The organism is Pectobacterium punjabense (assembly GCF_012427845.1).
GTDB classification, from domain to species: domain Bacteria; phylum Pseudomonadota; class Gammaproteobacteria; order Enterobacterales; family Enterobacteriaceae; genus Pectobacterium; species Pectobacterium punjabense.
On record NZ_CP038498.1, the window covers coordinates 194,567 to 207,238 of the forward strand.

Sequence of the window (12,672 nt, forward strand, 5' to 3'; positions counted from 1 at the left end):
CAAATTAATAACGCGACTGTAACATGTGCGATTGTAGCATTGACTGTGGCAGAACCCAATCATCCCTGCCTTTACTATGGAAACAGATTCTCACATTCTTAATATGGCAAACTTTGTCTCATTCTGCGGACAATAAAGTTTGCTATAGTGCCCCTCTGGAAAGGGGAGAGATCATTTGGGCAGCATAATGGGTGTCAGAGCACAACAAAAAGAACGGACCCGTCGTTCCCTTATCGAAGCTGCATTTAGCCAGTTAAGCGCTGAGCGCAGCTTTGCCAGCTTGAGTTTGCGTGAAGTTGCCCGCGAAGCGGGTATCGCGCCGACGTCCTTCTATCGTCATTTTCGAGATGTGGATGAGCTGGGGCTGACAATGGTTGATGAAAGCGGATTAATGCTGCGCCAGCTAATGCGGCAGGCTCGGCAACGTATTGCCAAAACGGGTAGTGTGATCAGGACGTCGGTTTCCACCTTTATGGAATTTATCGGTAATAATCCTAATGCCTTCCGGTTATTGCTGCGTGAGCGTTCAGGGACATCGGCGGCGTTCCGTGCGGCGGTGGCGCGGGAGATTCAGCATTTTATCGCTGAGCTGGCGGATTATCTTGAGGTGGAAAATCACATTCCTCGCAGCTTCGCAGAAGCGCAATCAGAAGCGATGGTGACGATTGTTTTCAGTGCGGGAGCAGAAGCCTTGGATGTTTCTCTGGAACAGCGTAAACAGCTGGAAGAACGGCTGGTGCTGCAACTGCGGATGATAGCCAAAGGTGCTTATTACTGGTACAGAAAAGAACACGACAGCAGCTTTACCGTGCCATAAATCCTCTATACCAACATGAGAAGGGAGAAACCATGACAGAAAAACCTCATCAAGAAAAAGGTACGCTGGTTCTGGCGCTGATTGCGGGCTTATCCGTCAACGGCGCATTTGCCGCCTTGTTCAGCAGTATTGTTCCATTCTCGATTTTTCCTCTGATTGCGTTGGTATTGTCGATCTACTGCCTGCATGAACGTTATTTGCACCACAGTATGCCGGAAGGCATTCCGATACTGGTGGCGGCTAGTTTTCTGTTGGGATTACTGATTTACAGCGCCATCGTGCGCGTCGAATATCCCGCCATTGGATCGAACTTTATTCCCTCGATCCTGTGCGTAGTATTGGTTTTCTGGATTGGCCTGAAGCTGCGCCGCAGAAAAGAAACGGATTCTGTATCCGCAGAAGAGAGCGAAACGCTGTAGCGAGTGTATTCTGGCGGGGTGACCCGCCAGTTTGTGTGCGTTACTGACGTTTTTCCAACAGTACGCCGCACTCCATATGGTGGGTGTAAGGGAATTGATCGAACAGCGCCAGACGGCGAATATCGTGGGTTTCCGATAGCGTTTGCAGGTTGCTACTCAACGTTTCCGGGTTGCAGGAAATATAAAGAATGCGCGGATACGCCTGTACCAATTTCACCGTTTCGTCATCCAGTCCGCTGCGCGGCGGGTCAACAAAAATAGTCTCACACTGGTAGCTTGTCAGGTCGATGCCCTGTAAGCGATTAAACTGGCGTACGCCCTGCATGGCCTGCGTAAATTCTTCTGCCGCCATGCGGATAATCTGCACGTTTTCTATCTGATTCGCGGCGATATTATATTGTGCCGCCGCGACGGATGGTTTAGCGATTTCGGTCGCCAGCACGCGCTCGAAGTTTCTTGCCAGCGCGAGAGAGAAATTGCCGTTGCCGCAATACAGCTCCAGCAAATCCCCTTTCGAATCCGCCGTTGCATCCAATGCCCATTCCAGCATCTGAATATTTATCGCGGCATTTGGCTGCGTGAAGCTGTTTTCCACCTGTCGATAAATCATATTCCGGCCTGCAACAGGCAGACATTCATCGACATAGTCTCGATCGAGGCAGATTTTGGTTTTCGTCGCGCGACCAATCAACTGTATACGGAACCCCTGCGCCGTCAGGCTATCGCGCAGTGCGCGGGCATGTTCCTGCCATTCTTCGTTCAGTGCGCGGTGATACAGCAGAGACACGATCACTTCGCCGCTTAGGGTTGACAGATAATCTATCTGGAACAGTTTACGGCGCAGTACGGAGTCAGGTTGGATTGCGGCAAGCAGCTCAGGCATCAGGTGATTAATCAGTTCACTGGCTGCTGGAAAGCGATCGACCCGAATGCGCTGTTTGGTTTGCTGGTCAAACATGATGTGATAAAGCTCGTCACCATCGTGCCAGATACGGAATTCGGCACGCATCCGGTAGTGGCTGACGGGAGAACGGAAGACGACAGGCTCCGGCGCGTTGAAAGGTGCCATCATTCCACGCAGACGCTCTGTTTTCTCGGCAAGCTGGTCGTCATAGTCTTCGATAGGCAGGATTTCTGGCGTCATGATTTTCTCGTCTGAACAGCGTCTAAAAGGGGGTTATTGGCCGGGAATTGTAGGGAATCCGGCCAGGAAGTCCAGTTTTGTTACGTTATTATCCTGTAGTGATATAGAAGTCTAGACTTCCGCAATTCGCGATTGTAGGATGAGCGTCCGGCCTTGTTTCACAAGTCAAAAGGGAATCCAGTGTAAATCTGGAGCTGACGCGCAGCGGTAAGGAATGCCCCGGCGATAGCATTATTATGCAGACACTGCCTTCATATTTTGAGGGTGGGAAGTCATCGCTTTCGTTGTATCCCTTACCGTTGTTTATGGTTTGTGGTAACAACGGCATCCAAGCCCGAAGACCTGCCGGAATACGTCGCAATTGGTTCTGCATATCGCGTGCTATTAACAGAGCCTGCGGCATCCTTATTATTTCTCGGATGCTTTAACAATGATTAAAAAAATTTCGCTGCTGACGGCGCTTTCTGTCACGGCATTTTCTGGCTGGGCGCAGGAAAACAGTTCATCTCTAAATTCGTCATCGGAAAAAAAAACCGATGACGTGGTGGTAACAGCAAATCGTTTCGCACAGCCGGTTTCTTCGGTGTTGGCAGCAAACAGCATTGTAACGCGAGCTGATATCGATCGCTGGCAGGCCAAGTCGCTCAATGATGTTATGCGCCGTTTGCCGGGAGTCGATATTGCTGAGAATGGAGGGCGAGGGCAGCTCGGATCGGTATTTATTCGTGGTGGAAGTGCGAGCCATGTGTTGGTACTGGTTGATGGTGTTCGTATGGCATCTCCTGGTGTAACGGGCAGTATTGATTTTAGCCAAATACCCATGTCGCTGGTACAGCGTATTGAATATATTCGCGGTCCTCGTTCAGCGGTTTATGGTTCTGACGCTATCGGCGGGGTTATTAACATTATTACTGAACGTGCCCAGGATGGCGGGGTGCTAAATGCCGGTTACGGTTCGCATGCTTACCAAAACTATGATGGCTCAGTACGTGGCCACGTGAGTGATAATACCGTAGTGAGCGTTGCAGGAAGCTATGAAGCGACTCACGGATATAATGTTTATCCTTCCTCGTCTTTGCCGGCTGATAGAGATAGTGATGGTTATCGCAGTAAATCTTTTTGGGGAGCGTTAGAACAGCGTTTTTCTGAAAGTACTTCCGGTTTTGTCCGTGCTTATGGATATGACAATAATACGGATTATGACGCTGTTTTTAGCGGTAGTAGTGATAAGCGCTATTTGAATACTCGAAATTATGATGCTGGGCTGAAATTCAACGAAGGTATATATTCCAGCCAACTCATAGCTAGCTACCAAACCTATGATGATCTTAATTTTAACGACGCTACCGGAAAATATAACGGAACAATTACGCAAATTGAGCAACGTAACTTGCAATGGGGTAACGTCTTCAATGTTGGCAATGGCAGCTTAAGTCTGGGGGCAGATTGGCGCAATGAACGCGCTGAAGCGGGAGGCATGTCTGCGTATACGAATGCTCAAAGCCGCGATAATACAGGGGTATATCTGACTACTCAGCAGCAATTTGGCTCTGTTACGCTAGAAGGCGCAGTACGTGGTGATGATAATCAACAATATGGCCGACATGGCACTTGGCAAACAGGCGCTGCATGGGAGTTTGTTGACGGTTATAGATTCGTAGGCTCTTACGGTACGGCATTTAAAGCGCCAACATTTGACAAGATATATGACACGGCATTCTCACAGGGGAACCCCAATTTATCACCTGAAGAAAGTAAGCAGTGGGAACTTGGCGTGGAAGGCTTAAGTGGTCCGGTAAACTGGCGTCTTTCTGGGTACCGAAATGAGGTTGATAATTTAATCAACTACCGTTCGATTACTCCGATGCTGGGGACATACGATAATATCGGCAAAGCGGTAATGACCGGGGCTGAGTTTACGGCCGCCTATGATACATGGTGGTTGTCGCATCAGGTAACTCTGGAGTATTTGGATGCCAAGGATAAAACGGCAGATAAAGCCTTAGCTCGTCGTGCTCATAAGAAAGCAAAGTATGAACTTTCTACGACATTGGAAAATAATATCAATGTGTCGTTGACGTGGCTTTACCAGGGAGCTCGTTCCGATACTAATTTCGATGTTTTCCCTTCGCAACCTGTCAAGCTCGGCGGATATAGTACTTGGGATCTCGCCGCATCATATCCAGTCACCTCACATCTGACAGTTCGTGGTAGAATCGCCAACCTGTTTGATAAAGATTACGAGACGGCATATGGCTACCGCACGGCAGGGCGAGAATACTATCTCACAGGAAGCTATACCTTCTAACCTGCCATCCCGCCCTACGGTTCTGGTGTTTGACTCCGGCGTAGGTGGGCTGTCTGTTTATGATGAGATCCGGCAACTCCTGCCGGATCTTCACTATATATACGCATTCGATAACGAAGCGTTTCCCTATGGTGAGAAATCACAGCAATTTATTATTGAGCGCGTGGTTGAGATTGTAAGTGCAGTTCAACAACGCCATCAGCTCGCATTGGTTGTGATTGCTTGCAATACGGCAAGTACGATTTCCCTTCCTGCTTTACGTGAACGCTTTACTTTTCCTGTCGTGGGCGTTGTCCCAGCGGTTAAACCGGCGGCTAAGCTGACGCGCAACGGCGTTGTTGGCCTACTGGCGACACGGGCAACCGTTCAACGTCCGTACACACATGAGCTGATTGCTCGCTTTGCTACGGATTGCCAGATTTTGTCATTGGGATCGTCAGAACTGGTCGAGTTAGCAGAAGCGAAATTGCAGGGGGAGCCGATCTCCATTTCTGAACTGCAAAGAATTCTGCGCCCTTGGCTGCGTTTACCGGAACCGCCAGATACGGTCGTGCTTGGGTGTACGCATTTTCCATTATTAGCAGAAGAACTGAAAATGGCCTTGCCAGATGGTACACGTCTTGTCGATTCTGGTGCTGCTATAGCTAAAAGAACAGCATGGTTGATTGCTAATCTGGATAATCCTCCACTTTCGACAGATAAAAATCTGGTTTATTGCCTGACAATTACGCCTAAGGTAGCGACTCTCTGGCCAATATTGCAGCGTTATGGCTTCGATTCGCTGGAAAAACTGCCACTTTAATCGCTTTGTGGGTGAATAGTAGACAAACGATAATTATTTTGCATTTAGCACTTGTCAGCCGCCGAGAAGTCCCTATAATGCGCCTCCACTGACACGGCAACAGCGACACGCGGTTGGGGTGACAGAAAAAGATTTAATAAAGACGGTCAGTAATGACTTGACTTTAAAGCGGATTAGCATAGTATATGCAGCCCGCGCCACCGTAGAAGTGGCACTGCTCTTTAACAATATAATCAGACAATCTGTGTGGGCACTCACAAGACCGTATCTTAACGATATAAAAGTCTTGAAGAGTGAACAACAGTAAATTCATTACGAATAAACAGTTTTAATTCTTTGAGCATCGCTGACGAGTTCAGCAAATCAAACAAATCTTAAATTGAAGAGTTTGATCATGGCTCAGATTGAACGCTGGCGGCAGGCCTAACACATGCAAGTCGAGCGGTAGCACAGGGGAGCTTGCTCCCCGGGTGACGAGCGGCGGACGGGTGAGTAATGTCTGGGAAACTGCCTGATGGAGGGGGATAACTACTGGAAACGGTAGCTAATACCGCATAACGTCTTCGGACCAAAGAGGGGGACCTTCGGGCCTCTTGCCATCGGATGTGCCCAGATGGGATTAGCTAGTAGGTGAGGTAATGGCTCACCTAGGCGACGATCCCTAGCTGGTCTGAGAGGATGACCAGCCACACTGGAACTGAGACACGGTCCAGACTCCTACGGGAGGCAGCAGTGGGGAATATTGCACAATGGGCGCAAGCCTGATGCAGCCATGCCGCGTGTGTGAAGAAGGCCTTCGGGTTGTAAAGCACTTTCAGCGGGGAGGAAGGCGGTGAGATTAATACTCTCATCGATTGACGTTACCCGCAGAAGAAGCACCGGCTAACTCCGTGCCAGCAGCCGCGGTAATACGGAGGGTGCAAGCGTTAATCGGAATGACTGGGCGTAAAGCGCACGCAGGCGGTCTGTTAAGTTGGATGTGAAATCCCCGGGCTTAACCTGGGAACTGCATTCAAAACTGACAGGCTAGAGTCTTGTAGAGGGGGGTAGAATTCCAGGTGTAGCGGTGAAATGCGTAGAGATCTGGAGGAATACCGGTGGCGAAGGCGGCCCCCTGGACAAAGACTGACGCTCAGGTGCGAAAGCGTGGGGAGCAAACAGGATTAGATACCCTGGTAGTCCACGCTGTAAACGATGTCGATTTGGAGGTTGTGCCCTTGAGGCGTGGCTTCCGGAGCTAACGCGTTAAATCGACCGCCTGGGGAGTACGGCCGCAAGGTTAAAACTCAAATGAATTGACGGGGCCCGCACAAGCGGTGGAGCATGTGGTTTAATTCGATGCAACGCGAAGAACCTTACCTACTCTTGACATCCAGAGAATTTGCTAGAGATAGCTTAGTGCCTTCGGGAACTCTGAGACAGGTGCTGCATGGCTGTCGTCAGCTCGTGTTGTGAAATGTTGGGTTAAGTCCCGCAACGAGCGCAACCCTTATCCCTTGTTGCCAGCACGTGGGAACTCAAAGGAGACTGCCGGTGATAAACCGGAGGAAGGTGGGGATGACGTCAAGTCATCATGGCCCTTACGAGTAGGGCTACACACGTGCTACAATGGCGTATAGAAGCGACCTCGCGAGAGCAAGCGGACCTCATAGTACGTCGTAGTCCGGATTGTGAGTCTGCAACTCGACTCCATGAAGTCGGAATCGCTAGTAATCGTAGATCAGAATGCTACGGTGAATCGGCCTTGTACACACCGCCCGTCACACCATGGGAGTGGGTTGCAAAAGAAGTAGGTAGCTTAACCTTCGGGAGGGCGCTTACCACTTTGTGATTCATGACTGGGGTGAAGTCGTAACAAGGTAACCGTAGGGGAACCTGCGGTTGGATCACCTCCTTACCAAGAAGATGTGTGTTAAGTGAAGTGCTCACACAGATTGTCTGATGAAAATACTGAGCAAGCGCACCTGTTGATGTAATGAGTGTTAACTCATGCTGACGCGATAGTGCCGGATTTTAATTCGGTACGGATTTTCGTGTCCCCATCGTCTAGAGGCTAGGACACTGCCCTTTCACGGCTGTAACAGGGTTCGAATCCCCTTGGGGACGCCAATCCGATAATGAGTGAAAGACATTATCATGAATATCTTAAAGATGATTCTTCGGAGTCATGTTTACGATATTGCTCTTTAACAATCTGGAACAAGCTGAAAATTGAAACATGACAGCTGAACATACATGACGGCCTTCGGGTGTGTCGTGGTGAGTCAGTCTGTCAATGAGTCTCTCAAATAATCGCAGCGCGATGATGAATCGAAAGAAACATCTTCGGGTTGTGAGGTTAAGCGACTAAGCGTACACGGTGGATGCCTAGGCAGTCAGAGGCGATGAAGGGCGTGCTAATCTGCGATAAGCGTCGGTAAGCTGATATGAAGCGTTATACCCGACGATACCCGAATGGGGAAACCCAGTGTGTTTCGACACACTATCATTATGTGAATACATAGCGTAATGAGGCGAACCGGGGAACTGAAACATCTCAGTACCCCGAGGAAAAGAAATCAACCGAGATTCCCCTAGTAGCGGCGAGCGAACGGGGAGGAGCCCAGAACCTGAATCAGTTTGTGTGTTAGTGGAAGCGTCTGGAAAGTCGCACAGTAAAGGTGATAGTCCCGTACACAAAATGCACAAGTTGTGAGTTCGATGAGTAGGGCGGGACACGTGACATCCTGTCTGAATATGGGGACCATCCTCCAAGGCTAAATACCCTGACTGACCGATAGTGAACCAGTACCGTGAGGGAAAGGCGAAAAGAACCCCGGCGAGGGGAGTGAAATAGAACCTGAAACCGTGTACGTACAAGCAGTGGGAGCCTACTTGTTAGGTGACTGCGTACCTTTGTATAATGGGTCAGCGACTTATATTCTGTAGCAAGGTTAACCGAATAGGGAGCCGCAGGAAACCGAGTCTTAACTGGGCGTTAAGTTGCAGGGTATAGACCCGAAACCCGGTGATCTAGCCATGGGCAGGTTGAAGGTTGGGTAACACTAACTGGAGGACCGAACCGACTAATGTTGAAAAATTAGCGGATGACTTGTGGCTGGGGTGAAAGGCCAATCAAACCGGGAGATAGCTGGTTCTCCCCGAAAGCTATTTAGGTAGCGCCTCGTGAATTCATCTTCGGGGTAGAGCACTGTTTCGGCTAGGGGTCATCCCGACTTACCAACCCGATGCAAACTACGAATACCGAAGAATGTTATCACGGGAGACACACGGCGGGTGCTAACGTTCGTCGTGAAGAGGGAAAAACCCAGACCGCCAGCTAAGGTCCCAAAGTCATGGTTAAGTGGGAAACGATGTGGGAAGGCATAGACAGCCAGGATGTTGGCTTAGAAGCAGCCATCATTTAAAGAAAGCGTAATAGCTCACTGGTCGAGTCGGCCTGCGCGGAAGATGTAACGGGCTAAACCATGCACCGAAGCTGCGGCAGCGACGCTTAGGCGTTGTTGGGTAGGGGAGCGTTCTGTAAGCCGTTGAAGGTGGCCTGTGAGGGTTGCTGGAGGTATCAGAAGTGCGAATGCTGACATAAGTAACGATAATGCGGGTGAAAACCCGCACGCCGGAAGACCAAGGGTTCCTGTCCAACGTTAATCGGGGCAGGGTGAGTCGACCCTAAGGCGAGGCTGAAAAGCGTAGTCGATGGGAAACAGGTTAATATTCCTGTACTCGGTGTTACTGCGAAGGGGGACGGAGAAAGCTAGGTTATCCGGGCGACGGTTGTCCCGGTTTAAGCGTGAAGGTGGGTGACTTAGGTAAATCCGGGTCATCGTTAACACTGAGGCGTGATGACGAGTCACTACGGTGATGAAGTAACCAATGCTACGCTTCCAGGAAAAGCCTCTAAGCTCCAGGTAACATCAAATCGTACCCCAAACCGACACAGGTGGTCAGGTAGAGAATACTCAGGCGCTTGAGAGAACTCGGGTGAAGGAACTAGGCAAAATGGTGCCGTAACTTCGGGAGAAGGCACGCTGGCGCGTAGGTGAAGTCCCTTGCGGATGGAGCTGAAGCCAGTCGCAGATACCAGCTGGCTGCAACTGTTTAATAAAACACAGCACTGTGCAAACACGAAAGTGGACGTATACGGTGTGACGCCTGCCCGGTGCCGGAAGGTTAATTGATGGGGTCAGCCGCAAGGCGAAGCTCTTGATCGAAGCCCCGGTAAACGGCGGCCGTAACTATAACGGTCCTAAGGTAGCGAAATTCCTTGTCGGGTAAGTTCCGACCTGCACGAATGGCGTAATGATGGCCAGGCTGTCTCCACCCGAGACTCAGTGAAATTGAACTCGCTGTGAAGATGCAGTGTACCCGCGGCAAGACGGAAAGACCCCGTGAACCTTTACTATAGCTTGACACTGAACCTTGAGCCTTGATGTGTGGGATAGGTGGGAGGCTTTGAAGTGTGGACGCCAGTCTGCATGGAGCCAACCTTGAAATACCACCCTTTAATGTTTGATGTTCTAACGTAGGCCCGTAATCCGGGTTGCGGACAGTGTCTGGTGGGTAGTTTGACTGGGGCGGTCTCCTCCCAAAGCGTAACGGAGGAGCACGAAGGTTAGCTAATCCTGGTCGGACATCAGGAGGTTAGTGCAAAGGCATAAGCTAGCTTGACTGCGAGAGTGACAGCTCGAGCAGGTGCAGCAGGTCTTAGTGATCCGGTGGTTCTGAATGGAAGGGCCATCGCTCAACGGATAAAAGGTACTCCGGGGATAACAGGCTGATACCGCCCAAGAGTTCATATCGACGGCGGTGTTTGGCACCTCGATGTCGGCTCATCACATCCTGGGGCTGAAGTAGGTCCCAAGGGTATGGCTGTTCGCCATTTAAAGTGGTACGCGAGCTGGGTTTAGAACGTCGTGAGACAGTTCGGTCCCTATCTGCCGTGGGCGTTGGAAGATTGAGAGGGTTGCTCCTAGTACGAGAGGACCGGAGTGAACGCACCACTGGTGTACGGGTTGTGATGCCAATTGCATTGCCCGGTAGCTAAGTGCGGAAGAGATAACCGCTGAAAGCATCTAAGCGGGAAACTTGCCTCGAGATGAGTCTTCCCTGGACACTTGATGTCCCTGAAGGGCCGTTGAAGACGACGACGTAGATAGGCTGGGTGTGTAAGCGTAGCGATACGTTGAGCTAACCAGTACTAATGACCCGAGAGGCTTAACCTTACAACACCGAAGGTGTTTTGTGGGTGATGAAAGACTCATAGAGAACGATATTCAGCTTGTTCGAAGATTGGTTCTGATGGTTGTGCGAGCGCGTAAGCAACGTATGACGGTTAGAATGAAACAGAATTTGCCTGGCGGCGATAGCGCGGTGGTCCCACCTGACCCCATGCCGAACTCAGAAGTGAAACGCCGTAGCGCCGATGGTAGTGTGGGGCTTCCCCATGTGAGAGTAGGGAACTGCCAGGCATCAAATTAAGCAGTAAGCCGGAGCAATCCGGTGGTTGTAAAGAAATTCGGTGGAGCGGTAGTTCAGTTGGTTAGAATACCTGCCTGTCACGCAGGGGGTCGCGGGTTCGAGCCCCGTCCGTTCCGCCACTTATTAAAAATTATGCCTGCTAATTTTAGCAGGCATAATGTTAAGAGAAATATAGGGGCGTAGCTCAGTTGGTAGAGCACCGGTCTCCAAAACCGGGTGTCGCGAGTTCGAGTCTCTCCGCCCCTGCCAGATAAAACCCTTCACGTTATCGTGAAGGGTTTTTTTTGATCTGCATTTTATGCTCGATCCTGTCTTGTATCCCTCTTCCTGATTTCTCCATTATTTATCTCTATCGAATACCTGGTTAATCTAATTCATTGTTATTTAAAAAATAAAATTCTTTAATGTCCTTCTGACAGATCGTGCTGATTTAGCTGTAAATATGCACAAAATCACCGTAATACCAGGTTGTGAACTTGCTCATCTACCTTGTTCGATATTTGAACTAAAACTATCTACAACCTGAGTGAAGAGTAAGTCGTTTTCAAAACATGCCTTCAGGTTACATTCACTTGTGAGTGATATCTGCCAACATCACATCGGTAGCGCTATAGCATAAATTTGCGGCGCTACGCTGTACCTGAAATCTGACTACGTAGCTGTAAAGCGACACAGAAGGAGTTTAAGTATGTACAGACGTTTACTGGTAGCTGTTGCTGTAAGCACGGCATTGTGCGGTGCCGTACAGGCAAAATCCTTAACTGTTGGGTTTTCCCAGATTGGTTCAGAATCAGGATGGCGCTCTGCGGAGACTAAAGTGTCAAAGCAGGAAGCAGAGAAACGTGGAATAACGTTGAAGATCGCTGATGCTCAGCAGAAACAAGAGAATCAGATCAAAGCTGTGCGGTCATTCATTGCCCAGGGCGTAGATGCCATATTTATCGCACCGGTCGTTGCCACTGGCTGGGCCCCTGTCTTACAGGAAGCGAAAGAAGCAAAAATCCCGGTTTTTCTACTTGATAGAACGATTGAAGTTAGTGATCCATCTCTGTATACCGCTGCTATCGCCTCTGACAGTGTCTATGAAGGAAAAGTAGCAGGGGAATGGCTTGTTAAAGAAGCCGCAGGTAAACCTTGTAATGTTGTTGAGTTACAGGGAACGGTTGGGGCTAGCGTAGCGATAAACCGCAAGAAAGGGTTTGCTGAAGGTATAGCTTCGGACCCGCAGATAAAAATTATCCGTTCACAATCGGGAGACTTTACTCGCAGTAAGGGTAAAGAGGTGATGGAAAGCTTTATTAAAGCTGAACAGAACGGAAAAAATATCTGTGCAGTTTATGCACATAATGATGACATGGCCATAGGTGCGATTCAGGCAATTAAAGAAGCGGGGCTAAAACCTGGCTCACAAATAAAAGTTGTCTCTATTGATGGTGTCCCTGATATTTTCAAGGCCATGATGAATGGTGAAGCTAACGCCACCGTTGAGTTAACACCTAATATGGCTGGACCTGCTTTTGATGCTTTATTAGCGATGAAGAAAGATGGAAAGCAGCCTGAGAAATTTATCCAGACAGAATCTCGTTTATTATTGTCTGACACGGCAAAGCAGGAATATGAAACCAAAAAAGATCTTGGTTATTGATATTTATAGTATGAATTCATCATTTATATAAATTTTGCTAAATACCTAGCAGAAATATG

6 protein-coding genes, 3 tRNA genes, 3 rRNA genes and 1 riboswitch are annotated in these 12,672 nt (G+C 49.3%); of the genes, 11 read left to right on the top strand and 1 reads right to left on the bottom strand.

From position 1 onward, the window contains the following. The first annotated feature begins 187 nt into the window (after positions 1-187). Together fabR and E2566_RS00880 are read left to right on the top strand one after the other, a co-directional pair. On the top strand, positions 188-817 hold the full coding sequence (gene fabR / locus E2566_RS00875; RefSeq protein WP_010308157.1) for an HTH-type transcriptional repressor FabR: 630 nt from the start codon (positions 188-190) through the stop codon (positions 815-817). Positions 818-849: 32 nt separating this feature from the next. Further along, a complete protein-coding gene (locus E2566_RS00880) occupies positions 850-1,236 on the top strand; it encodes a YijD family membrane protein (protein ID WP_107168710.1) in 387 nt (128 codons plus the stop codon). 40 nt (positions 1,237-1,276) lie between these two features. On the opposite strand, the gene trmA is transcribed toward E2566_RS00880, so the two are convergent. Continuing rightward, complete coding sequence (gene trmA / locus E2566_RS00885) at positions 1,277-2,380, bottom strand: tRNA (uridine(54)-C5)-methyltransferase TrmA (protein ID WP_107168711.1); 1,104 nt, start codon at positions 2,378-2,380, stop codon at positions 1,277-1,279. Between the two features lie 133 nt (positions 2,381-2,513). Next, positions 2,514-2,744: riboswitch (cobalamin riboswitch) on the top strand. Between the two features lie 66 nt (positions 2,745-2,810). Between trmA and btuB the strand changes: the two genes are divergently transcribed. The 9 genes from btuB (at position 2,811) to ytfQ (ending at position 12,613) form a co-directional block, all read left to right on the top strand. After that, complete coding sequence (btuB, locus tag E2566_RS00890; RefSeq protein ID WP_107168712.1) at positions 2,811-4,688, top strand: TonB-dependent vitamin B12 receptor BtuB; 1,878 nt, start codon at positions 2,811-2,813, stop codon at positions 4,686-4,688. Continuing rightward, positions 4,633-5,490, top strand: a complete 858-nt coding sequence (gene murI, locus E2566_RS00895; RefSeq protein ID WP_107168713.1) for a glutamate racemase — start codon at positions 4,633-4,635, stop codon at positions 5,488-5,490. The genes btuB and murI overlap by 56 nt, the downstream gene beginning before the upstream one ends. Before the next feature lie 376 nt (positions 5,491-5,866). Next, positions 5,867-7,387, top strand: a 16S ribosomal RNA gene (locus tag E2566_RS00900). A 138-nt stretch (positions 7,388-7,525) separates the two neighbouring features. Next, positions 7,526-7,599, top strand: a tRNA-Glu gene (locus E2566_RS00905). 227 nt (positions 7,600-7,826) lie between these two features. Beyond that, positions 7,827-10,712, top strand: a 23S ribosomal RNA gene (locus E2566_RS00910). A gap of 130 nt (positions 10,713-10,842) precedes the next feature. After that, a 5S ribosomal RNA gene (rrf, locus tag E2566_RS00915) occupies positions 10,843-10,958 on the top strand. The 16S, 23S and 5S rRNA genes sit together here with 3 tRNA genes alongside, the layout of an rRNA operon. Positions 10,959-11,010: 52 nt before the next feature. After that, positions 11,011-11,087 (top strand) — tRNA-Asp (locus tag E2566_RS00920). Between the two features lie 54 nt (positions 11,088-11,141). Beyond that, positions 11,142-11,217: transfer RNA gene (locus tag E2566_RS00925), tRNA-Trp, on the top strand. Positions 11,218-11,656: 439 nt separating this feature from the next. Further along, complete coding sequence (gene ytfQ, locus E2566_RS00930) at positions 11,657-12,613, top strand: galactofuranose ABC transporter, galactofuranose-binding protein YtfQ (RefSeq protein WP_107168992.1); 957 nt, start codon at positions 11,657-11,659, stop codon at positions 12,611-12,613. Positions 12,614-12,672 lie beyond the last annotated feature (59 nt).